This window comes from Binatus sp. (SeqCode) (genome assembly GCF_050013435.1).
Taxonomy (GTDB): Bacteria; Desulfobacterota; Binatia; order Binatales; family Binataceae; genus Binatus.
Window position 1 is genome coordinate 1 of record NZ_JBEKFG010000025.1, and the last position, 22,030, is coordinate 22,030.

The following is a 22,030-nucleotide window of genomic DNA, read 5'->3' on the forward strand; positions in this document are numbered from 1 at the left end:
TCACTCATCACTCCACCTCCGCACCCATCCATCGATCAACTTCATTCTACCTATATCGATCTACCTATATCGATCGACTTGTGCAGAGGTTCCCTAGCGGCGGAAGCCACGGAATGATGCGTCGCCGCCGCCTTCTCGCCCGCCGCCGGCCCATAATCGCGCCGCAAAAGCGCGAGGCACAAGTTCTAGGGGGCGGGGGGATGAGTTAGGTGGTGGTCGGGCTTCACTTGTAGCTTGACCAGACAGGGGGGGCCGTCTTCGCCGTAGCAGAGGTTGCTCAGTTCGCCCAATTTTGAATCGCGATCGTCGTGCGTGTAATCGGGACATATCCAATGGCCGCCCGATCCCCGGTAAAGAGCGACCGCGAAATATCTGCCCGCCGCGAGATTCCCGGCCACCGGATCGCCGCGCGCGGCGATATCGCGCGAGTTGACGATATCGAATCCGTCATGCGCCGCGTCGGGCGAGTACTGCATGAAGAAAATCCGCCAATCCCGTCCGGGCCGCGCAGTCACCTGATATTCCATCGCGCGATCGGACGAGAACACCGGCTTGTCGCGGCATAGCCACGGCCGCGCCTCTGCCGCGAAGGCCGGGCGCGCGAACAGTATCGCGATCGTCGTGGCGATCGAGAAGTATCGTCCAATTCTCAAAATGTTCATGACTTAATCCGGTTTGCGATCGCGATGATGCGGCCGACGATCTCGCCGAGGTTGGAGTCCTTGGGCGTGAAGACCGCCTTGACGCCAAGCTGGAGCAGCGCGGTGCGGTCGGCCTCGGGAATGATTCCGCCCATCACGAGCGACACGTCGGCGGCACCGCGACTTTTCAGCAGGTCGATCGTCTCGTGCGCGATGGACATGTGGGCGCCGGCGAGGCTCGAGATGGCGAGCACGTCGACGTCTTCCTCAAGCGCGGTGGCAACCATATCCTCCGGCGTCTGCTTGAATCCCGCGAGAACCACTTCCATCCCGGCCTGCATGCAGGCGTGCGCGAGCAGCTTTACCGCGTTGATATGTCCGTCGAGGCCGGCCTTGCCGAGCGCGATGCGGATTTTGCGTGTCGATCCCGCGACCGGCACGTTGAGCGTGCCGACGCTGACGCCGGTTTCAAGAATCGGCGGCGTGTAGCGGCCGCGGCTGACGCGCACGAGCGAATCGGTCCATTCGCCGACGGTGCCGCCGGCGCGGGCGAGCTCGATGGCCGCCTCGATGAGTCCGCGGTCGCTGTCGCTGTGATTTGCGGCGGCGCGTTCGAGCGCCTCGCGGGCGTTGGCCACGGCGGGCTGGTCGCGCGCCTCGCGCCATTTTTTGATCGACTCGATGCGCTCTTTTTCCTTGCTTGCATCGGCCGCGCGATCCGCATTCTGGCTGGGCCAGGGCGTGAGTCCGATTTCGCCGGTGAATGCGTTGACGCCGATTTGCACGATCTCGCCCGACTCGACTTTGCGGTAACGCTCGGCAAGCTGCCGCGTCAGTTCGCCGCTGACTATAGAAATGGCGCGCGAGTAGCCGGCCTCGCGCAGCCGGATCGCGATTTCGCGCGCGCGCGCGGCGGTCTCGGCGGTAAGCTGTTCGATAACCTTGCTGCCCTCGAAAATATCGCCATAGCCGGCGAGGCCAGTCTCATGCATCAGGACCTGCTGGGTGCGCAAGCTGAGCGTCTGCTCGGTCTGGTCGGGCAGGGCGAGCGCCTCGCGAAAGCCCGGCAACTGAAGTGCGTTCACGCGCGCGTCGGCCGAGATGACGACCGGGAGCGCCTCGTACGCAATGCGGATGATATTAACTTCGGGCTGCGGCTCGGTGAGCGTGAGCGAGCGCACCTGGCATCCGGCGCGGAAGGCGACGTTATCGACGCCGTACTCGGAAGAGCAAAGCTCCCGCCATAGTTTGAAGTACGCGCGAATCTTGCAGATCTCGGGGACCAGCTCGATGCCGCTGTTGATAAAAAATGAAATGCGGCGGACGGTCTGCTCGAAGGCGGCCGGGTCGAGCGTGGGGCGGATCGCGTCGAGAATCAGCAGCGCGTTGCCGAATGCGTAGCCGATTTCCTCGGCGGGACCGGCGCCGCTCTCCATGTAGTGGTAGCCGCAACAGTTGATCGGATTCCAGTTGGGCACGCGCTCGACGGTGAATCGAATCAACCCGGTGGAGAGGCGAAACGATAATTCAGGGTGAAAGATCGAGGTGCCGCGCGCGACGAATTCCTTGAGCAGATCGTTCTGCGTCGTGCCGCGCAGCTCGGTCCACGGCACGCCGTGCTTTTCCGCGACGACGAGGTAAAGCGCCAGGATGAACGGCGCGGTCGCGTTGATGGTCATCGAGGTGTTGATCGACTCGAGCGGGATTCCCTCGAACAGCCGCTCCATGTCGTTCCAGTGGCAAATCGATACGCCGGCCCCGCCGACTTCGCCGCGCGCGACCGGGGCGTCGGGGTCGTAGCCGTTTTGGGTGGGCAGATCGAAGGCGATGGAAAGCCCGCGCTGGCCCTGCTTCAAGTTTGCCAGGAAGCGCTGGTTGGCCTCGCGCGCGTCGCCGAAGCCCGCGTAGGTGCGGATGATCCACGGTTCGCGGGCCTTGGGGCGAGCTTTTTTTCCGCTGTCGGGCATCGACACAAGGTTAGTTGTCAAAGCGCCGCGATTCCAGCCGCTATGCGACGGCTCGCGATCAGTGCCGGGGCATCGCGCGGGCCGCGGCTTCGTTTTCGCGATTGAGGGCAAGCGCAAGGTCGGCGGCAATACGATCGATGAGCGCGACTCCAGAGAGATCGCCATGCTCGGCGATCTCGAGCACCGGACCGCCGGTCTCGGCGCGGATTTTTGCGATCGCCTTGCGCGCGTCCGACACGCGACTCAGCTCGGACCTGGCCAGCTCGGCGAGATGCTCGAGATCTTTCTTGCGCAGATGGGGTCCGCGGCGGTTGGTCAGCGCCGATATGTCCTCGGCGTCGAAATCGGATCGCGGCATTCGATTGAAAAGCACGGCCGCCGGGGCGAGATGAATGCGGCTCAAGTTGGCGTGAGTCTCGATAGTCTCCGATATCGAAAGACTGTCGGCGGTCGTGACCTGGACGATTGCGCTAATCCGCCGGTCACGCATCGTCTGCGAAATGGTGCCGGCTTCCTTACCGACCACGCTGTCGCCGAAGGTCGAGCGCGCGGCCGTCGGCATCTTGAGCAGGCTCATCGCCTGGCCGCTGGCGGGCGCATCGACGATTATAATGCGGCGGCCGGGCAGCTTGGGATCGGTGTGGCCGGCTTCATGGTAAACCTTGCCGAGCATCATCAGTTCGCGCAGCCCCGGCGCCGCTTGGACGAAAAATTGATAGAGGCGGCTGGCGAACACCGCTTTCAACAGCATCCGGCCCGGCACCACCAGCCGCAGATATTCCTCGAGCGCGGCGCGGCCGTCGAGCGTCATCAGCGCGAGATTGGGCGCGACCTCAGCGGGCACGAACGACGGCGCGACGCCAAACGTCGCGGCCAGGGGAGCGCGCCCGTCGCATTCCATGATCAGCGCGCGCGCACCCGACATTGCCGCGAGCCGGGCGAGCGCGGCGCTGACGGTAGTTTTGCCGACACCGCCCTTGCCGAGCACGATGAGCACGCGTCGTGCGAGGATTTCGTTTAGCATTTGAGGGAAGAGGAGCCGGCCGGAAGTTACCAGCGGATCAGGTTCGCTCCCCAGGTGAGTCCGCCGCCGCATGCGTTGAGCATCACGATATCGCCGTCGTGAATTCGCCCCTGCTCGAGAGCCTCGTCGAGCGCGATTGGCACGGACGCGGCCGAGGTGTTGCCGTAACGCTCGATGTTGGTGAAGACTTTTTCCGGCGGCAAGCCGAGCCGCTCGGCGACCGCGGAAATAATTCGCATGTTGGCCTGATGCGGCACGAACAGGTCGATTTCTTCGAGCTTGACGCCGGCGCGCTCGGCCACCAGCCGGCTGATTTCTTCCATGCTCCGGACGGCGATTTTGAAAAGCTCGGGGCCTTTCATCTGAATCGCGTCACCGGCGCATCGGCGCACTTCAGAATCAATCGTGCTGCGGGTTCCAGTGGCGCGGACCGAGAGCAGATTCCAATACTCGCCGGCGGAGCGCAGCAGGCTCGACAGCACTCCGCGATTTCCCGCCTCGGTGACCATCACGCACGCGCCCGCGCCGTCGCCAAACAGCACCGCGGTCCGGCGATCGGTCCAATCCACCATCGTCGAGAGCGCGTCGGCCCCGACCACCAGCACGCGCTTGAAGTCGCCGGCGCGCATCTGTGCGTCCGCGATTTGCAGCGCATAGACGAAGCCCGAGCAGGCGGCGGCGACGTCGAAGGCCGGTATCGACGAAATGCTCAAGCCGCACTGAATCTGGCAGGCCAGCGACGGAAACGCGTACTCCGAGGAAACAGTGCCGACGATGATCGCGTCGAGCGCGGCGGGCTTGACGCCCGCGCGCTCGAGCGCCGTGCGGCTGGCGTCGATCGCGATATCCGCCAGCGACTCGCCCTGGCGCATCGCGTAGCGGCTGCCGATTCCGGTGCGCGAGCGTATCCATTGGTCGGAGGTGTCCATGTACCGCTCGAGATCCTTGTTGGTCAGGGCGGTGCGCGGGACGGCCCGTCCGGTGGCGACAATTCTGGAACCCATGATGAACCGGTCAGCTCTCGCCTACGGCCCTGAAGGCCAGGGTAGTGTTGGTACCGCCGAAGCCGAATGAATTGTTGAGCGCGATCCTGATTTTGGCGGGGCGCGCCTGGTTGGGCACGTAATCGAGGTCGCATTCGGGGTCGGGAAATTCCTGGTTGATGGTCGGCGGCATCATCCCGCGGTCGATGGCGAGGACGGTGTACACCGACTCGATTGCGCCGGCCGCGCCGAGCGTGTGCCCGGTCATCGACTTGGTGGAACTAATTGCAACTTTCGCGGCTCGCTCGCCGAAGACGCGCTTTACCGCTTGAGTCTCGGCGATATCGCCTTGCTCGGTCGAGGTGCCATGCGCGTTGATATAGTCGACCTCGTTGGGATCGAGATCGCTGTCTTCGAGGCAAATCCGCATGCACTTGGCGGCACCGCGTCCCTCGGGGGCAGGAGAGGTGATGTGGTAGGCGTCGCTGTTGGCGGCGTAACCGCAGATCTCAGCAATGATCCTGGCGCCGCGCGCGATGGCGGCGTCGCGTTCCTCGAGGATGAGCGCCGCCGATCCCTCGGCCATCACGAATCCGTCGCGCTCCTTGTCGAATGGACGGCTGGCCTTCTCCGGCGCGTCGTTGCGGGTCGAAAGCGCGCGCATCGCGGCAAATCCGCCCACCCCGAGCGAGGTGATTGCCGCCTCGGCGCCGCCGGTGATCGCGGCGTCGAGGTAGCCGAGCCTGATCATCCGGTACGCCTCGCCGATCGCATGGCTGCCCGACGCGCAGGCGCTGGTAGTCGCAAAGTTGGCGCCGCGCGCTCCAAAGCGAATCGAGACCTGGCCCGGCGCAAGGTTGGCGATCAGCTTGGGGATGAAGAACGGCGTGATGTGACGCAGCCCGGTCTCCATGAAGACCTTGTGGTACTCCTCGATGGTGCACAGGCCGCCGATGCCGACGCCGATCAACACGCCGACCTGGTCGGCATTGTCTTCGGTTATCTTGAACCCCGACTGGCGCATCGCCTGCTCGGACGACGCGACGGCATACTGGATGAAAGGGTCCATTTTTTTGACGTCGCGCTTTTCGATCCAGTCTTCGGGATTAAAATCCTTCACCTCGCCGGCGATCCGGACGGGAAATCCCGCGGCGTCGAAGCGCGTAATCGGGCCAATACCGGAGCGGCCCGCCATCAGGGCTTCCCAGTTCTTGTCCACTCCAACTCCGAGCGGGGTCACCAGTCCTACTCCGGTGACCACCACGCGGCGCTCAAGCATCGGTCTCATTAGGGCCCTTCATCCTCCATCGAGTTCGCGACTTAATAATCTATCAAAAGAGAGCGCCGGTCGAGAATCCGCGCCCGCGCTCGCCAGGCAGATTGGCTTCGCAACGCGACGGGCCGCCGCGTCTCGGTTTATTTATAGACCTCGCGCCGGTGCGCGATTCGCGTCACATCGACGGTTCTGGCCGCGTCGTCAACGACATAAACTATCCGGTAATCGCCAACACGAATCCGCCATTACTTATCGCCGCCCTTGAGTTTTTTGCAGCCCGGAGGCCGGGGAGTCGACGCCAGATGTTAGAGACGCGGAATAATGCGGACAACCATTTTCGTCGGCAGCCTATGCAGCTCTTTTGCCGCGCTTGCGGCTAGCGCGACGCGGTAGCTACTCACGGGGGAGCTTGCCGCTCTTGATCAGTCCCGCCTTTACCTTATCCAGCGCAATCCGCTTTTCGTGCCGCCGCGACCGCGAGACAAGCACATCCTGGAGGTCTTCCCATAGTTCCCGATGCTTGGTCAGGTCGATTTGAACGGCCACCTTGCGGCCCTTCTCATCGGTCAGGTACTGGATTCCGGTCATGGCTTCGTTTTCCTCCCGGCGATGGCATCGGCGAACGCGACACCTCGTCGTAGCAGGGCCGATCTTACGCCGGTCGGATGATTTTGTCATCGCGGGTTCGGCGCGGTACGGCGGACTTGCATCCAAACTTGTACCGATGAAACAATCCAGCCGTGCCGCCCATCAATCCCGCAGACGATCCGTTCACAAAACTCGCGCAAAACCTTGGCGAACTCGAGATTGTGATCGGCGAGCGAGCGCGGCCGGCGATTGCCGGGGTGCGCGAAGGGTTGCGCGACGCGCTCGCATGCCGCGAGCGTGGTGACATGCCCGGGTCGATCGCGGCGATTCGTATCGCGATGGAACGGCTGGCTAATCTGGGTAGCACGCTCGATCCGGAAGAGGGCGCGATGATGCGCTTTATCGCGGAACGATTCACCGCGGCGCTGGGCGCCGGCGACAAGGGTGACGCGAAGAGCGTCGTGGGCGTGATGCGTCGCAAGGCCGGCGACACCAAGGACGACGACGACAAGGATTGGTGACGCCGGAATTGGCGTCCGCGAGCGTCGCGCAGGCGGATTTGACAACATCCGCCACAAAAGTAAAAAAGTGAAGGACTAAAAGCGGCGGATTCGATGACCGCCCCAAAACCACGCGGTGGGGACATCTTGGCGATTGCAGCGCAAAACAAAGTGAACTGGTCCGGCCTGGACCAAACCTGTATCAACGCGATTCGCGTGCTGACGATAGACGCGGTCCAAAAGGCCAACTCAGGGCATTGCGGATTGCCGATGGCAATGGCGCCGGTCGGCTATCTGCTCTACACGCGGTTCATGCGCCACAACCCGAAAAATCCGGAGTGGTTCGGGCGCGATCGTTTTGTGCTGTCGGCCGGCCACGGCTCGATGCTCCTCTACAGCCTGCTCTATCTGACCGGCTACGACGTTTCGCTCGACGACATCAAGCAATTTCGCCAACTCGGAAGCAAAACGCCCGGGCATCCCGAGTACGGCGTGACCGAAGGCGTCGAGACCACCACCGGGCCGCTCGGCCAGGGCTTCGGCAACGGGGTCGGGATGGCGATTGCGGCGAAGCATCTCGAGGCACGCTTCGAGCGCGACAAATCGGGGCTGTTCGACCATCGCATCTTCGGCATTTGCAGCGACGGCGACTTGATGGAAGGCGTCGCCAGCGAGGCGGCGTCGATCGCGGGTCATCTCGGGCTGGGCAACATCATCTATATCTACGACGACAACCACGTGACCATCGACGGCCACACCGAGCTCAGCTTTGACGAGGACGTGTGCAAACGATTCGACGCTTACAAATGGCATACGCAGGTCGTCGAGGATGCGAACGATCTGACGGCGCTGTCGAAGGCGATCGAAAAAGCAATCAAGGAGACGAGCCGGCCGTCGCTGATTCGGGTGCGCTCGATCATCGGCTACGGCAGCCCGCATAAGCAGGGGACCTCGGCGGCGCACAGCAATCCGCTCGGCGTCGAAGAGGTGAAGCTGACCAAGGAATTCTACGGATATCCGACCGAGCCGCCATTCTTCGTTGCCGACGATGTGCTGGCGCATTTCCACGAATGCGTCGAGCGCGGCGAGGACCTGGAGCACGCGTGGAACGCGAAGTTCGCGGCATACTCCAAAAAAAATCCCGCCGAGGCCGCCGAATTCCAGGCGGCGCTGGCGACAGATCTGCCGACGGGATGGGACGCCGAGCTGCCCGTCTTTACGCCCAAGGACAGCCTTGCGACCCGAGTGTCGGCCTCGCAGGCCGAGGCCGCGATCGGGAAAAAAGTCTGGAACCTGTTCGGCGGCTCCGCCGACTTGAACGAGTCCACCTTCACGGACGTCAAGGACGGCGGCGATTTCGAGCGCGGGCATTTCGAAGGCCGCAATCCGCATTTCGGAATCCGCGAGCACGGCATGTGCGCGATCCTCAACGGCATCGCGGTGCACGGCGGTTTCATCCCCTACGGCTCGAGCTTCTTGTGCTTCACCGACTACGCGCGGCCGTCGATTCGGCTGGCGGCGATGATGGAACTCCAGGTGGTGTTCGTCTTCACGCACGATTCAATCGGGGTGGGCGAGGACGGCCCGACTCACGAACCAATCGAGCATCTGTCGTCGCTGCGCGCGATTCCGCATCTCACCGTGATTCGCCCCGGCGATGCGAACGAGGCGGTCGAGGCCTGGCGCACCGTCATGACTCACACGCATGGCCCGGTTCTGCTCGCGCTCTCGCGGCAGAAGGTTCCGACGCTCGATCGCACGAAGATGGCGCCCGCCAGCGGCGTCCGGCGCGGCGCGTACGTGCTGACCGAGAGCGCCGGCCGGCCCCCGGAAATCATTCTGATTGGGTCGGGGTCGGAACTGTCGCTGGTCGTCGATGCGAAGGCGAAGCTTGAAGAGAAGGGCAAGTCGGTCCGCGTGGTAAGCATGCCCAGCGAGAATATTTTCGAGAAGCAGGACCAGGACTATCGTGACTCGGTGCTGCCGCCGGGCATTCGCCGCCGGCTCGCGGTCGAAGCGGGCGCGCCGATGTCATGGTACCGATGGGTCGGACTCGACGGCGAGATTATCGGGATGACGACTTTCGGCGCGTCGGGCAAGTACGAAGAAGTGATGAAGCATTTCGGCTTCAGCGTGGACAACGTCGTCGAGCGGGCGCTGAAATTGCTCGCGCGCTAGCGAGCAAGACCGCACGATCTGGCGCGGACCGGGCGTCATCGGCTAGCGTTGCGTTCTCGACCCCATTGCCGGACGGACTGGTATGCCTCAACCGAAATTGATCATTCTGAACGACGCGCAGGAACTCTACATCCGTGCCGCCGAAGAAACGGCGCACATCACCGGCGAGGCGATCTGCACTCACGGCGAGTTCACGCTCTGTCTGTCGGGCGGTTCGACGCCCGCGGCCACCTACGATTTGCTGGCGACGCGGTTTCATCTGAGCGTCGATTGGAAGGAAGTGCAATTTTTCTGGGGCGACGAACGATGCGTCCCGCCCGATCACGCCGAGAGCAATTACGCGATGGCGAATCGCATGATGCTGAGCAAGCTCGCGCTGCGGCCCGACCAGGTGCATCGGATGCGCGGCGAAGATCCGCCGGCATCGGCGGCTGCCGCTTACGAAGCTGAATTGCGAAAACGGTTCGGCCTTGGCGACGGTGAATTCCCGCGCTTCGACCTGGTGATGCTGGGGCTTGGCGACAATCGCCATACCGCATCGCTGTTTCCGGGTGACTCCGCGATTCACGAAACGCAGCGGCTGGTAGTCACCGTGGAGGTTGACGCCGAGCCGCGCAAGCGCCTCACGATCACGCCGCCGGTGATCAACAATGCGCAGCGCGTGATGTTCCTGGTGGCGGGGCAGAGCAAGGCAGCGGCGGTGAAAGATATCCTGGAAGGACCGCGCGACCCGGACAAGTTCCCCGCGCAGATCGTTGCGCCGCAAGACGGCGAGGTCATTTGGCTGCTCGACAAGGCCGCCGCCAGTCTGCTTTCGCCGCGCTGACCCAGGCAGGCCGCGTGCCGGGCGGCGTCAAAGGATAGTCGCGATGCTTCGATTCGTATTGCGCCACTTCACCGCGGTTCTCATCGTAGCCGCAGTCGCCGGCTGGGCGCTGTTTTACCTGCCGGGGACTCCGAGCTGGACCGTGCTCCGGATGAAGCAGGCCATCGACGCGCGCGACGGCGCCGGCGCTTCCCGCTACGTCGATTTTGAGAGCGTCGTGAAGCATGCGGGCTACGAGATGGTGCGCAAGCAGGGCGCGAGCGACCCGCTAAGCGCGATGATCGGTAACGCGGCGATCGATCTTCTTGCCAAACCGATGGCGCAGATAACGCGGGCGTGGGCGGTCAAGAAAGTCGACGACGGTGCGCGCGAGGTGCAGATGCCGGGCGCGGCAGTGGCGGCCTCGATCGTGCTCCTGCATCGAAATGGCGACACCGCGTTCACCGACTTCAAGGACAACAAGGGGCAGGAGTGGGAGATCCACATGGCGCGCGGTGAGGACGGCGAATGGCGCGTTGCTGAAGTCAAAAACATCGAGCAACTGCTCCAGAAGCTCCAGCGCGACCAGGAAAAGCATCTCAACGCGCCGTAGCCGGGGCGTTACAGGAATGTTGCGCCGTGGCGCGCGCGCCTGCGTTTACTCCGCGCCCAGCGACAGGTACAATGAGGCTCACACGCGGGCGAACCCATGAGGCTCGGCCGCGCTTTAGCATCCGGCACAAAATGAGACGTCCAGACATAAGAAATTTAGCCATCGTTGCCCATGTCGATCACGGTAAAACCACTTTGGTCGATGCGATGCTGCGGCAGTCGGGCGTGTTCCGCGCCAACGAGCAGGTGATCGATCGCGTGATGGATTCCAACGCGCTCGAGCGCGAACGCGGCATCACGATCATGGCCAAGAACACCTCGATCCTGTGGGGTGAAACGCGCATCAACATCGTCGATACTCCCGGTCACTCGGATTTCGGCGGCGAGGTCGAGCGCACTCTGTCGATGGTGGACGGCATCTTGCTGCTGGTCGATGCGTGCGAGGGGCCGCTGCCGCAGACGCGCTTCGTGCTCAAGAAGGCGCTCGAGTCGAACCTGCCCGCGATCGTCTGCATCAACAAAATAGATCGCGCCGACGCGCGCGCGCCCGAGGTTCTCGACGAGGTTTACGATCTGTTCATCGATCTCGGCGCCAACGAAAGCCAGCTCGATTTCCCGGTGCTCTATACGCAGGCCCGCGCCGGCACCGCATCGCTCAGGCTCGACGTCCCGAGCGATAATCTGGTCCCGCTGTTCGACGCGATCGTGGCGCACCTGCCCGGCCCCGAAGTCGATCCCGAAGCGACGCTGCAATTCCAGGTCAATAATATCGACTACGACGATTACGTCGGCCGCCTCGCGGTCGGCAGAATCATCGCCGGCTCGATGACGGTGGCGCAGAACTATTCGCTGTGCCGGCGCGACGGCAAAACGGTGGTCTGCAAGGTCGCACACATCTACGGATGGCAGGGACTCACGCGTGTCGAACGTGAAACCGCCCGCGCGGGCGAGATAGTGATCGTGGCGGGCGTCGAGGACATCGCGATCGGCGAAACGATCGCCGACCTCGAGAACCCGCGTCCGCTGCCGCCGATTCGCATCGACGAGCCGACGGTGGCGATGACTTTCTCGGTGAACAATTCGCCATGGGCGGGCCGCGAGGGAGATTTCGTCACCTCGCGCAAGCTGGGCGAACGGATCGAATTCGAAGCGCGGCGCAACGTCAGCACTCGCGTCGAGCAACTGACGCACGACGCCTGGCGCGTGATGGGACGCGGCGAATTGCAGCTCGCGGTGATTGTCGAGACCATGCGCCGCGAAGGCTACGAGATGCAGGTCTCGAAGCCCACCGTCATCACCAAGCAGACCGACGGCGAGATTCTCGAGCCGATGGAGATGCTGGTGATCGACATCCCGGCGGAATGTATCGGCGTGGTCACGCAGATGCTCTCGGTGCGCAAGGGCAAGATGCGCACGATGGTCACCCATGCGAGCAGCCGCGTACGCCTTGAATACGACATTCCCGCGCGCGGCCTGATCGGGTTTCGCGGCCGATTTCTCGAGAACACCCGCGGCAACGGACTGATGAACACGTTGTTCAACGGCTACGCGCCGTGGTCGGGAACGATTCGTTCGCGCGCCAACGGGGCGATGATTTCCGATCGCGAGGGCGCCACCACCGCTTACGCGATCTTTCATTTGCAGGAGCGCGGGATATTCTTCGTCGGACCCGGCGAGCCGGTTTACGAAGGGATGATCGTCGGCGAGTATGCCCGTGAGATAAACTTGCCCGTCAATGCGTGCCGCGAAAAAAAGCTCAGCAACATGCGCGCGTCGGGCCACGATGAAGCGATTCGACTTTCGCCGCCACGCGTTCCGACGCTGGATACGGCGCTGGAATGGATCGACGAGGAAGAGCTGGTCGAGGTCACGCCGAAGTCGGTGCGGCTGCGCAACCGCGTGCTCAAGACGGCGCTCAGGAACAAGCATCGTGCGGGATACATCGACGCGCCGCCGACGGAGATGGCCGAAAGCAACTGACCGCTTCGTGAGCCACGCGGACGGCGCCACAGCGGACGTGCGGAGCGCGTCACGGCAATCATGAGACTGGTCCGAATCGCCGCGCTTTGCGCGCTCATCGTGGCAGTCGTACTCGGCGCTTCGGCGGCGCTGATCGCAGCCAACCAGGCGCGCATCGTCGTTTACGTTCTGGCCTCGGTCCGCAAGCGCACCGGCGTCGATATCATCCCGCGCGCCAGCTCCGTTCGTCTCGGCACTCACCTGATAGTCGTCCTCGACCAGCCGCAGGTCATCGCCAACGGCCATGAGATCGTCAAGCTGAAGTCGCTCCGCGCGCTGGTCTCGTACCATTCGATTTTCGTGCGCAGCGGGCTTCCGCTGTATCGGCTGACCGCGACCCGTCCCGAAATTACGCTGCCGGTAGCCTCCTCTGCCGCGGCCGCGGTTCCCATTCCGCGTCCCGGGGCGCAATCCATAAGCGCGTTGCAAGACGTGTTGCACGCGCTGGCGCGGATCGCTTGGCGCGTCGACACGATCGATGCCACGGTGCGCTACGCCGACGGCGCCGAGCTTGCCAACCATGTTGGAATCGTCGCGTACCGCACCCACCGGCAGCCTTCCCTGTGGCTGCTCGGGTTCAGCGGCTCGGTGCTTGGATCGCCCGTTTCCGGAGCGCAGATAAGCGGGAAGATCGGTCTTGGCATCGGGAAAAATTCGCGGCCCGGCGAATTTGCGCATGGCCAGTTGTGGACCTGGGACGTTCCACTGGACGGAATAGAGGCGGAGGGTTTCGGATTGGCCGGCGCGATACAGGGCAGCCTCAAGTTTTCACTTCACGACGATGGTTCGGTGACCGGGGAGACCGATGCGAGTGCGCAGAAGCTGCTGCTCAAGAGCCAACAGCTCGCCGCGCCAATCGATTTGGGCGACTACTCACTGCATACCGGCTTCGACATCACCGGCGGCAGGTACGCCGTCACGAAGATCGTTTTGAGCAAGATCAACACGGCGGTGCTTTCCGGCGAAACCGAGCTGCTGGGTCCTCAAAGCGGGACACCGGAGCTGGGAATCCATGTTGGCGGGTTTAATTTCGACGCCGCTGCGGCCAAACAGACACTGCTGTCGGTCCGCCATCTGCCCGCCGACCTCGTGGATATGCTCAACCGGATCACACCGGGCAAGGTCACCGTCGGCGCCGCGACGCTGAGCGCCGCGCTCAACGAGATTGAAACGGCGCCGCTCGATGCGATTCGCAGGAATCTGGTGGTCACCGGCACCATCGAGAACGTCGGCTTCACAATTCCAACGGATACGAAGCTGCCGCCGATCGCAAATTTCAGCGCCCAGCTTGGTTACTCGAAAGGCTTGCTCACCATCTCGCAAGGCACTGCGAAGTGTGGAAACTCTACGCTCCACGACCTCGCCGCCAACGCCAACCTCGGCAACGGAATCGAGGGCGCGGACTATAAGGCCAGCGTGGAGGTCGACGCAGACCTGGCCGAGCTCTACCCGGCCATCGCCAGGTCGCTCGATTTGTATCAACTGAAGGAACGCGATCGTCTCGAACGTCTGGGCGGCCGCGTCGAAATGGTCGCTACCGCGTCTGGAAAGCTGAGCGCGACGACCCTGGTCGCGCCCAAAGACTATCAGGTCCGCGCAGACGCAATCGGCGCCGTCCTCACGATCAAGGGTTCGCCCGGACCGCTCAAGGTTTCCCGCGGCACCGTCACCATCGACCCGGATTCAATCAAGTTCGACCATCTGATGCTGGCAGCGACCGGCGGTGATGCGACGCTCGATGGCGCCGTGAATTTCGCAAAGCAGGGCATCGCGGTGCATGATCTGACGCTGGGACTTCATAATTTCCCGTCAGAAACGTGGTTGGCGCTGCTGGTGGATCCGTCCGACTTTGCAGTGAGCGGGCCGATTGGCGGCAAGGTCGTCGCCAACAGCGATCCCGGCAACCGGGGCGCGATAACGCCCGAGGGCAAGCTGACGCTCGCAAAGGGCGGCGTGAAATTCAACTTCCTGCGTTCGCCAATCATGGTTCAAGGTGCGACGCTCACGATGCGCCGCAAGCAGCTGCTCTTGTCGATGCCGGGCTCGAAGCTCGAGGACCAGGCGATCGATTTCCGCATCACCGTACCCGACTACACGCATCCGTCGATTCGTATCGACGCCACCGTGCAGAAACTCGATCTCGAGGTGATGAGATTCGTGCGGATGCCGTGGTCGGCGGCCACGCCGCCGATCCATTTTGAGGTTCCTTGCAGCGGGCATATCGAAGCGCGGGCGGGAAATCTCGCCGCCTTTCAGATGACCGACATGAAGACCGATTTTACGCGCTCCCCGGCCGGCGATTGGCACATTTATAACATGAGCGCGACCGCTTATCGCGGAAAGATGAAGCTCGATCTTGCCGGCCGTGCTCCGGACAACTGGATGCACATGACGGGCAGCGCCACCGACATCGACCCCGCGCCGCTCTTCATGCTGGGCGGCAAGAACACGCAGTCGCCATTGCTGGGTCATCTTTTTCTCGGCATCGATCTGTGGGCCAACACCGACACAAACTTTTTCGAAACTCTCGCCGGCGACATGTCGGTGACGGTCAGAGACGGAACCCTCAACAAGTTTACGCTGCTTTCGCGCCTGCTCAGTTTTATCGACATCAAGAATTGGCTGAGCGCGCAGATTCCTGACCCGCGTGTCAATGGAATCCCGTTCAAAACGATCATCACCGATTTCAAGGGCAAGAGCGGGCTCTTCTACACGGATAATTTCGTGTTGCAGGGTCCCGTGATGGATATCACGGCGAACGGCAGCATCCAGTTCGGCGCGGGCGCGCTCGATATGCAGGTCGGCATGTTTCCGTTCGACACGGTGGATTGGGTGTTGAACCATATCCCACTGATCGGAGAACGCATCGGTTCGGGCACCGGCAAACTGGTCGCGGCGTACTTCCACGTGAGCGGGCCGGTGAGCGACCCGTCGATCACGCCGCAGCCAATCACATCGGTGGCGCAGTTCGTCAAGAAAACCCTCGGGATGCCGATAAATATCATTCGTCCGAACACGATCAAGTGAGCTCGTCGCGGCCAGCGCTGATCGTATTTTGCCGCGAGCCCGTCGCGCGTCGGGCCAAGACCCGATTGATCGGAGCAATGACGGCCGCAGCCGCGGCAGCATTGTCCGACGCGTTCATTCGCGACGCGCTCGCCAAAGCCGTCTCGATTGGCCCCTCCGGGATCGTTATCGCGGCGAGCGCAGCGGATGGCGCCGAGCGCAGCAAATACTTCCGCCGGCTCGCGCGGCGATTCGGCGCCGAACTGATCGATCAGGGAGATGGGTCGTTGGGCAAGCGGATGGCGCGGGCACTCGAACCCTTTTCATCTTCCGGCGCGCTGCTAATCGGCACCGATACGCCTTCGCTTCCAATTCCGCTGCTCGCAGCCAGCGTCGAAGCGCTTCGCCGCAACCGCGTCGTGCTGGCGCCGAGTCTCGATGGCGGTTACTACGCACTCGGCGTGCGCGGCGCGATGCCCCCGATCTTCAGCGCGATCCGATGGGGCAGCGGCGGCGTGCTCGATTCAACCGTAAGGCGTCTCGAACGCGCCGGCATTCGGTATGCGTTGGGTCCAGCGTGGTATGACGTCGATCGATGGGCCGACGTGATGCTGCTGGCGGCGCATCTGCGGCTGTTGGCGCGAGCGCGCCGTCGCGGGGGCGCGTCGCCGTGCCCCGCGACGGAGTCCGTTCTCGAGCAGCTTGGAGTCCTGCGCCACGATCGCTAGAGTACCCCGATGCGCGGCAAGACGACCGCCGATTCATGATCGAGCTGATTCTTTACACACGAAACGAGTGCGGATTGTGCCGCGAGATGGAAGCGATGATTGCGGCCGAACTGCCGAAATTCGACGCGCGTCTCCAGCGGATCGAGATCGACGGCGACCCAGGCCTGGAGGCTCGCTTCGGAGTTGAAGTGCCGGTGCTGTTCGTGAACGATCGCAAGGCGTTCAAGTATCGATGCACGCCGCGCGAGTTGCGCAAACGCCTGGCACGCGAGGCGCGGGGTTGAGATGGCGCTTCGAACGCCGCATCGTCTGAAAGTGGTGCTCGTGACCACGGGCCGCGAGGAGCAGGCCGTCTCCATCGCGCGTGTGCTGGTGGGCGAAAGGCTGGCGGCCTGCGTCAACGTCGTCGGACCGGTTCGATCCATTTATAGATGGCGCGATGCGATCGAAGACGATCGCGAATACCTGCTGATTATCAAGACTCGCGCGACTCTTTACATCAAACTGGAGAAGCGGGTGCGCGAGCTGCATACCTACGAGGTGCCGGAAGTCCTGGCGCTGAACGCGGATCGCGGCTCGCCACCGTACGTCAAGTGGCTCCTTGAATCGACCGGCCCGCTCCGAGCAGCTGCGAAGAAGCGCCGGCCGAAACGCGCAACAGCTCGTCGCCGGCGGTCCCAATGATCAAGATTGCGATCGCGGGCGCCGGTGCGATTACCGAACGCGCGCATATTCCGGCGCTCCGGAGTGTCGCCGACGCTCAAATCGTCGCGATACAGAGCCGCACCGCCGACAAGGCCGAACGCGTTGCACGGGCGATTTGGCCGGACGACAAAGGCCGGCCGAACGTCTATTCCGATTTCGACGAGATGTTGGCGCGCGAGCGTCCCGACGCGGTCGGAATCTTCACGCCGAACTATTTACATTGCGAATTTACCGTAAAGGCGCTCAGCGCGGGCGCGCACGTGCTCGTGGAAAAGCCGATGGCGCCGACGGCGGCCGCCGCGCACAAGATGGCCGATGCGGCGGCGAAGGCTCGGCGGGTGCTGATGGTCGCGATGCAGCAGCGCTACGGCGGAATCGAGCGCGCGATCAAGGATGCAGTCACGAGCGGGGCGATTGGCAGGCCCCATTCCATTCGCGCGCGCCTTTCGCATGGCGGACCCGAGTCCTGGGCGCCGGGACAGAAGTGGTTCACGACCGCTTCGCAAGCGGGCGGGGGCGCGATGCTCGATCTTGGCGTGCATGTCGCCGATCTTGCAATCTGGATTATGGGCGAGGTCGATTCCGTGTCGGGACAGGTTGGCATCCTGGCCAAACAGATCGAAGTCGAGGACACGGGCGCGATGATTCTGCACTTCAAGTCGGGTGCGATCGGCGTCATCGAGGCGAGTTGGAGCAGCATGCCGCCGCTGTCGGCGATCGAGATTTACGGCAATGAGGGCAGGGTGATGGCGGGTTATCCACGCCAGGACATTTCGATTCTGAAGGCCGACGGCAGTCCGGCGCCGGGGTTCTCGCGCGACGAGGTGATGAGCCGTTTCGATCCGCGCGATCTGCTGGCTCCGTTTCGCGAACTCGCGGCAAACTTCGTGGCCGCGATTCAAGGCCGGGTGAAAGCCTCGCCCGACGGGAACGACGGACGGCGCGCGGTCGAGGCGGTCGAGGCTTGCTACCTTTCGTCGCGGACCGGCACTCGAATCAGGCTGCCGCTCGATTCATAATTCATCCATGTTTCGCGAATCGATCAAAAAGATGGCGGCGTATCGGCCCGGCGAGCAGCCTCGCCCGGGCCAGCGCTTAATCAAGCTCAACACCAATGAAAACCCGTATCCGCCGTCGCCGCGGGTGCGCCGCGCGGTTGCGAAAGCGATGGCAGGGTCGGCGATCCGCCTGTATCCGGCGCCGCGTGCCGACGAATTCGTGGCGAGCGCCGCGCGAATCTACTCGATACCGCAAAGCATGATCATCGCGGGCAACGGCTCCGACGAACTGCTCGCGATGGTGTTTCGCGCGACGCTCGGAAGCGGCGACACTGTTGCATATCCGGTGCCGACGTATTCGCTGTACGACACGTTGGCGCTGGTGCAGGAGGCGCGAATCGTTCACTGCCCGGTCGGCGCCGACTTCGAGCTGCCGCTCGACGCGCTCGCCGAGGCGCGCGCCAATCTTACGATCGTGTGCAGTCCCAATTCGCCGTCGGGCACCTCGACTCCCGCCCGCAGCCTGGGTGCGCTGGCAAAACGGCTGGACGGCAGATTGCTGGTGATCGACGAAGCGTACGCAGACTTTGCCGGCGAGAATGCGCTCGGCCTGATCCGGCGTCATCGCAACGTGGTGGTTCTGCGCACGTTGTCGAAGTCCTATTCGCTGGCCGGGATGCGGCTGGGCCTGTGTTTTGCGCATCCGCCGGTGATCGACGCGCTGCTGAAGGTCAAGGATTCTTACAACTTGAGCCGGGTCGCGCTGGCCGCGGGGGCCGAAGCGCTGCGCGACTCGGGTTGGATGCGGCGCAATGTCGCGAAAGTAATTCGGACGCGCGCTCTGACCGAAGCGCGGCTGCGCAAGCTCGGCTTCCAGGTACCGCCGTCGCAGGCGAATTTCGTGCTCGCGCGGATGCCGGGCCGCGACCTGGCGCCGGTCACGCGAGCGCTGCGCCGGGCCGGAATCCTGGTCCGTCATTTCGCGACGCCGTTGCTTCAGGACGCTATCCGAATCTCGATTGGAACTCCGGCCGAGATGGCCGCGCTGTTCAAGGCGCTCGCGCCGTTGGTTCGCGCATCTCAACCGAAGCCGAAGCGCCGCATTGGTACGTGAGCCGGTTGAACTTGATGGCGGCGATCAAGCGTCTGTTCGGGAATTTCCGTCTGGCCCGCCATTCCGGGAAGAAGTCCGAATCCGAATCGCGTCCATCGATTGAATGGGTGGTGGCCGGGCTCGGGAATCCCGGCGAGGAATACTCGCGTGCGCGCCACAATGCCGGATTCATGACGATCGATCGAATCGCAAAAGCGAAAAACGCCGAACCGAGCCGGCGTAGATTCAAAGGCGTCACCGCTGAAGCCGGGCTGGCCGGAAAGCGGGCGATACTCGTCAAGCCGCAGACTTTTTACAATCTGAGCGGTGAATGCATTTCGGCGCTGCTCGGATATTTCAAAATTGCTTCCGAGCACCTGATCGTGGTGCATGACGAACTCGACCTCGAAGCGGGCCGGCTCAGAATCAAACAAGGGGGCGGCGATGCCGGCAACCGCGGCGTTCGTTCGATCGCGGAGTCGCTTGGAACCACGGACTTCATCCGGGTCAGAATAGGAATCGGCCGGCCGCCCGGTTTCACTATTGAAATGGAACCCGGCCGGCAGCCGAAGACCGAAGAAAACAAAGACTACCTGCTCCGTCCGATGACCGCCGCCGAAAGACAGGCACTCGCGCCGATTCTCGAGCGCGCAGCGAGCGCGGTCGAGGCGATCGCGGAGCACGGACTCGAAGCGGCAATGAATCGCTACAATCAGCGCGGCTAGAAGCTCGTTAGTGGCCACTCGAATAACAAATTGTCTGCTAGTATAATCATTGTGTTGACTTGGCGACTGACGCCGCGCTAGAGCAATCAAAGATAGGAGCCCTCGTCGCGTTGGGCGGGTAAATTTCGCGTCCCGTTCGGATGGCTGCGCTATTCGTGCAGGTGCGAGAGGGGCCTGGGTTAGCCCCCGTCGGCCACACGCTGCGTGCGGTCTCATAATTTTACATCCAGTGAAAGGGGCTGCCATGTGTGATGAAACCAAGACCCGCTTCAGAAGAGCGGAGGAAGCTCTGCGCTTTTATTTCCGCTTGCGCGAACTGCTTCACAACGGACGTACGAGACGGTTGGTGGCGGACGAATTGCCGGCGGATGTGTGCACGGTGGCTGCCAACGCGATTGACGACTACCAAAGTATCGGATGGTGCATGCGAGGTCTCGACGAGATCTCGCTGTGGCTGCTCAGCGAACTCTACGGGCCGACCTGCTTCGGCGTGCGCCGGCGCACATTTTCGCACGCCTGCAAGGCAGGCAGGCTGGAGTTCCCGGACCGCGAGTTCCGGCTGCGCGAAGTCGGCATCGTCCACGAGCATGCACTCGGCGTGGTGAAACGAGGGTTGCGCCGGCTGGACATGATCCCCGGCTGCCCGCGCCAAAGCGCGCATGACCGTCGCCGCCGCATCCGGACCGTGGGCAAGCGAGCGCATCTGCAGGGGAGCAGGGCGGCGAATCGCGGCTAGTCGGCGCGCGAGAAGCGCAAATCGCTTTATCGAATGCGGAACCCACCGTGGCAGGGGTGACCCCTACACCCACTGTTAAAGACGCGCTCCGTTGTCGCGCGCGGACCTGCCAACGGCTTAATGCTGCGCTGCCATCGCCACGGCCAGGATAAGGGGGGAGCTAAAGAAAAGGACCCGGGGTTTCTTCGGCCTCGCGCAAAATTCCTATACGCTGGAGAGTCATTGAAACTCCGGTGAACGGAATTGACGAAGCGGGACGTGAACGAAAATCAGGCAAACGAACCGGCTGCCGCACTGGCCAAGGGCAGCGTCGAGACGATTTCCGTCGCCGAGCTCGCGGCCAAACTCGCGCTGGGCCGCCCGCTCAGGATCAAGCTCGGGATGGATCCGACGGCGCCCGATCTGCATCTGGGCCATAGCCTGACGCTCAAGAAGCTGCGCGACTTTCAGGATGCGGGCCACACCGTAATTTTCCTGGTCGGCGACTTCACGGCGATGATCGGCGATCCGACCGGACGCTCCGAGACGCGCAAGCCGCTGTCGCGCGAGCAGATCGAGCGCAACGCGGAAACCTATCGGGCGCAGGCGTTCAAGATTCTCGATCGCGAACGCACCGAGGTCCGCTTCAACAGCGAGTGGATGAATGAATTGGGCGTGCGCCGCCTGATCGAGATTGCGGCGAAGGTGAGCGTGGCCCGGCTATTGGAGCGTGACGACTTCGAGCAGCGGCTCGAGGCCCAGGAGCCGCTGTTCCTGCACGAACTGCTCTATCCCGTGATCCAGGGCTACGATTCGGTCGCGCTGGAAGCGGATCTGGAGATTGGCGGCACCGATCAGAAGTTCAACATGCTGGTCGGCCGCGAGCTCCAACGGCATTTCGGACAGATGCCGCAAGCGGTGATGACGATGCCGCTGCTCGAAGGTCTCGACGGCGTGCGCAAAATGTCCAAGTCGTACGGAAACTATGTCGGCCTGACCGACAAGCCCGAGGACATGTACGGCAAGCTGATGTCAGCGCCCGATAAGCTGATGGTTCGATACTACGAGTTGCTGACGAAGGCCACGAGGGACGAGATCGCGGCGGTGAAGTCGGGCGGAACGCATCCGATGGAAGCGAAAAAACGCCTCGCCCGCACGATCGTCACCGAATACCACGGCGCGCCCGCCGCAGATCGCGCCGAGCAATACTTCGAGAGCAAGCATCAGCGCCGGGAAATTCCCGCCAGCACGCAGGTGTATCGAATCGCCGAGGATCTGTGGATTTGCGAACTGATGAAGCAGTTGCAGTTCACGCCTTCGACCAGCGAGGCGCGGCGCCTGGTGAGCCAGGGGGCGGTCCGGGTGGACGGCCGCACCATCACCGATGTGAATTTTCGCTTCGTGCCGGGCGAGCACAAGGTGCTCGAAGTGGGCAAGCGCCGCGTTGCGCGGATCGAGCCCTGAGCG

General features: G+C 63.0%; 21 protein-coding genes. 14 read left to right on the forward strand and 7 right to left on the reverse strand.

Annotated elements, in window-relative coordinates; genetic code table 11:
• Window positions 1-185: 185 nt before the first annotated feature.
• From ABSB13_RS06970 to ABSB13_RS07000, 7 genes are all read right to left on the reverse strand, one after another.
• Window positions 186-662, reverse strand: coding sequence for a hypothetical protein (locus ABSB13_RS06970; RefSeq protein ID WP_428106830.1), 477 nt, complete (start codon window positions 660-662; stop codon window positions 186-188).
• A complete protein-coding gene (locus ABSB13_RS06975; RefSeq protein WP_428106832.1) occupies window positions 659-2,629 on the reverse strand; it encodes a methylmalonyl-CoA mutase family protein in 1,971 nt (656 codons plus the stop codon). The genes ABSB13_RS06970 and ABSB13_RS06975 overlap by 4 nt, the downstream gene beginning before the upstream one ends.
• Window positions 2,630-2,666: 37 nt before the next feature.
• A complete protein-coding gene (locus ABSB13_RS06980; protein ID WP_428106834.1) occupies window positions 2,667-3,632 on the reverse strand; it encodes an ArsA family ATPase in 966 nt (321 codons plus the stop codon).
• Window positions 3,633-3,658: 26 nt separating this feature from the next.
• On the reverse strand, window positions 3,659-4,636 hold the full coding sequence (locus ABSB13_RS06985) for a beta-ketoacyl-ACP synthase III (RefSeq protein ID WP_428106837.1): 978 nt from the start codon (window positions 4,634-4,636) through the stop codon (window positions 3,659-3,661).
• A 10-nt stretch (window positions 4,637-4,646) separates the two neighbouring features.
• A complete protein-coding gene (gene fabF, locus ABSB13_RS06990; RefSeq protein ID WP_428106839.1) occupies window positions 4,647-5,903 on the reverse strand; it encodes a beta-ketoacyl-ACP synthase II in 1,257 nt (418 codons plus the stop codon).
• A 128-nt stretch (window positions 5,904-6,031) separates the two neighbouring features.
• Window positions 6,032-6,130 carry a type II toxin-antitoxin system RelE family toxin gene (locus ABSB13_RS06995; RefSeq protein ID WP_428106904.1) on the reverse strand — a complete coding sequence of 33 codons (99 nt, stop codon included), beginning with the start codon at window positions 6,128-6,130 and terminating at the stop codon, window positions 6,032-6,034.
• Between the two features lie 154 nt (window positions 6,131-6,284).
• Entirely contained in the window at window positions 6,285-6,479 is a 195-nt protein-coding gene (locus tag ABSB13_RS07000) for a hypothetical protein (protein WP_424673192.1), read from the reverse strand.
• A 152-nt stretch (window positions 6,480-6,631) separates the two neighbouring features.
• Between ABSB13_RS07000 and fliS the strand changes: the two genes are divergently transcribed.
• From fliS to tyrS, 14 genes are all read left to right on the forward strand, one after another.
• On the forward strand, window positions 6,632-7,000 hold the full coding sequence (gene fliS / locus ABSB13_RS07005) for a flagellar export chaperone FliS (protein ID WP_428106841.1): 369 nt from the start codon (window positions 6,632-6,634) through the stop codon (window positions 6,998-7,000).
• A 93-nt stretch (window positions 7,001-7,093) separates the two neighbouring features.
• Complete coding sequence (tkt, locus tag ABSB13_RS07010) at window positions 7,094-9,157, forward strand: transketolase (RefSeq protein ID WP_428106843.1); 2,064 nt, start codon at window positions 7,094-7,096, stop codon at window positions 9,155-9,157.
• Between the two features lie 82 nt (window positions 9,158-9,239).
• The gene (gene pgl / locus ABSB13_RS07015) at window positions 9,240-9,983 is read left to right on the forward strand and encodes a 6-phosphogluconolactonase (protein WP_428106844.1); all 744 of its coding nucleotides are present in this window, start codon (window positions 9,240-9,242) and stop codon (window positions 9,981-9,983) included.
• Between the two features lie 43 nt (window positions 9,984-10,026).
• Complete coding sequence (locus ABSB13_RS07020; RefSeq protein WP_428106846.1) at window positions 10,027-10,575, forward strand: DUF2939 domain-containing protein; 549 nt, start codon at window positions 10,027-10,029, stop codon at window positions 10,573-10,575.
• Between the two features lie 131 nt (window positions 10,576-10,706).
• The gene (gene typA, locus ABSB13_RS07025) at window positions 10,707-12,554 is read left to right on the forward strand and encodes a translational GTPase TypA (protein WP_428106848.1); all 1,848 of its coding nucleotides are present in this window, start codon (window positions 10,707-10,709) and stop codon (window positions 12,552-12,554) included.
• Between the two features lie 60 nt (window positions 12,555-12,614).
• The gene (locus ABSB13_RS07030) at window positions 12,615-15,620 is read left to right on the forward strand and encodes an AsmA-like C-terminal domain-containing protein (protein ID WP_428106851.1); all 3,006 of its coding nucleotides are present in this window, start codon (window positions 12,615-12,617) and stop codon (window positions 15,618-15,620) included.
• Window positions 15,617-16,327 (forward strand): TIGR04282 family arsenosugar biosynthesis glycosyltransferase, encoded by a 711-nt coding sequence (locus ABSB13_RS07035; RefSeq protein WP_428106853.1) that lies wholly within the window; start codon window positions 15,617-15,619, stop codon window positions 16,325-16,327. Before ABSB13_RS07030 ends, ABSB13_RS07035 begins: the two co-directional genes overlap by 4 nt.
• Window positions 16,328-16,362: 35 nt before the next feature.
• Entirely contained in the window at window positions 16,363-16,611 is a 249-nt protein-coding gene (locus tag ABSB13_RS07040) for a glutaredoxin family protein (RefSeq protein ID WP_428106855.1), read from the forward strand.
• A gap of 1 nt (window position 16,612) precedes the next feature.
• Entirely contained in the window at window positions 16,613-17,011 is a 399-nt protein-coding gene (gene cutA / locus ABSB13_RS07045) for a divalent-cation tolerance protein CutA (RefSeq protein ID WP_428106856.1), read from the forward strand.
• A complete protein-coding gene (locus ABSB13_RS07050) occupies window positions 17,008-18,051 on the forward strand; it encodes a Gfo/Idh/MocA family protein (RefSeq protein ID WP_428106858.1) in 1,044 nt (347 codons plus the stop codon). The genes cutA and ABSB13_RS07050 overlap by 4 nt, the downstream gene beginning before the upstream one ends.
• A 7-nt stretch (window positions 18,052-18,058) precedes the next feature.
• A complete protein-coding gene (hisC, locus tag ABSB13_RS07055; protein WP_428106859.1) occupies window positions 18,059-19,144 on the forward strand; it encodes a histidinol-phosphate transaminase in 1,086 nt (361 codons plus the stop codon).
• 14 nt (window positions 19,145-19,158) lie between these two features.
• Window positions 19,159-19,848, forward strand: a complete 690-nt coding sequence (gene pth, locus ABSB13_RS07060; RefSeq protein WP_428106862.1) for an aminoacyl-tRNA hydrolase — start codon at window positions 19,159-19,161, stop codon at window positions 19,846-19,848.
• Between the two features lie 346 nt (window positions 19,849-20,194).
• Entirely contained in the window at window positions 20,195-20,584 is a 390-nt protein-coding gene (locus ABSB13_RS07065) for a hypothetical protein (RefSeq protein ID WP_428106864.1), read from the forward strand.
• A 243-nt stretch (window positions 20,585-20,827) separates the two neighbouring features.
• Window positions 20,828-22,027 carry a tyrosine--tRNA ligase gene (tyrS, locus tag ABSB13_RS07070; RefSeq protein ID WP_428106867.1) on the forward strand — a complete coding sequence of 400 codons (1,200 nt, stop codon included), beginning with the start codon at window positions 20,828-20,830 and terminating at the stop codon, window positions 22,025-22,027.
• The last annotated feature ends 3 nt before the right edge of the window (window positions 22,028-22,030 follow it).

Bases quoted from the DNA above. Each gene is read 5' to 3' on its own strand.
- ABSB13_RS07050 (WP_428106858.1), top strand. From the start codon at position 17,008: ATGATCAAGATTGCGATCGCGGGCGCCGGTGCGATTACCGAACGCGCG.
- tkt (WP_428106843.1), top strand. From the start codon at position 7,094: ATGACCGCCCCAAAACCACGCGGTGGGGACATCTTGGCGATTGCAGCG.
- pgl (WP_428106844.1), top strand. From the start codon at position 9,240: ATGCCTCAACCGAAATTGATCATTCTGAACGACGCGCAGGAACTCTAC.
- pth (WP_428106862.1), top strand. From the start codon at position 19,159: ATGGCGGCGATCAAGCGTCTGTTCGGGAATTTCCGTCTGGCCCGCCAT.
- cutA (WP_428106856.1), top strand. From the start codon at position 16,613: ATGGCGCTTCGAACGCCGCATCGTCTGAAAGTGGTGCTCGTGACCACG.
- fabF (WP_428106839.1), bottom strand. From the start codon at position 5,903: ATGAGACCGATGCTTGAGCGCCGCGTGGTGGTCACCGGAGTAGGACTG.
- ABSB13_RS07020 (WP_428106846.1), top strand. From the start codon at position 10,027: ATGCTTCGATTCGTATTGCGCCACTTCACCGCGGTTCTCATCGTAGCC.
- ABSB13_RS06970 (WP_428106830.1), bottom strand. From the start codon at position 662: ATGAACATTTTGAGAATTGGACGATACTTCTCGATCGCCACGACGATC.
- ABSB13_RS07000 (WP_424673192.1), bottom strand. From the start codon at position 6,479: ATGACCGGAATCCAGTACCTGACCGATGAGAAGGGCCGCAAGGTGGCC.
- hisC (WP_428106859.1), top strand. From the start codon at position 18,059: ATGTTTCGCGAATCGATCAAAAAGATGGCGGCGTATCGGCCCGGCGAG.
- typA (WP_428106848.1), top strand. From the start codon at position 10,707: ATGAGACGTCCAGACATAAGAAATTTAGCCATCGTTGCCCATGTCGAT.
- ABSB13_RS06980 (WP_428106834.1), bottom strand. From the start codon at position 3,632: ATGCTAAACGAAATCCTCGCACGACGCGTGCTCATCGTGCTCGGCAAG.
- ABSB13_RS06985 (WP_428106837.1), bottom strand. From the start codon at position 4,636: ATGGGTTCCAGAATTGTCGCCACCGGACGGGCCGTCCCGCGCACCGCC.
- ABSB13_RS07040 (WP_428106855.1), top strand. From the start codon at position 16,363: ATGATCGAGCTGATTCTTTACACACGAAACGAGTGCGGATTGTGCCGC.
- ABSB13_RS07030 (WP_428106851.1), top strand. From the start codon at position 12,615: ATGAGACTGGTCCGAATCGCCGCGCTTTGCGCGCTCATCGTGGCAGTC.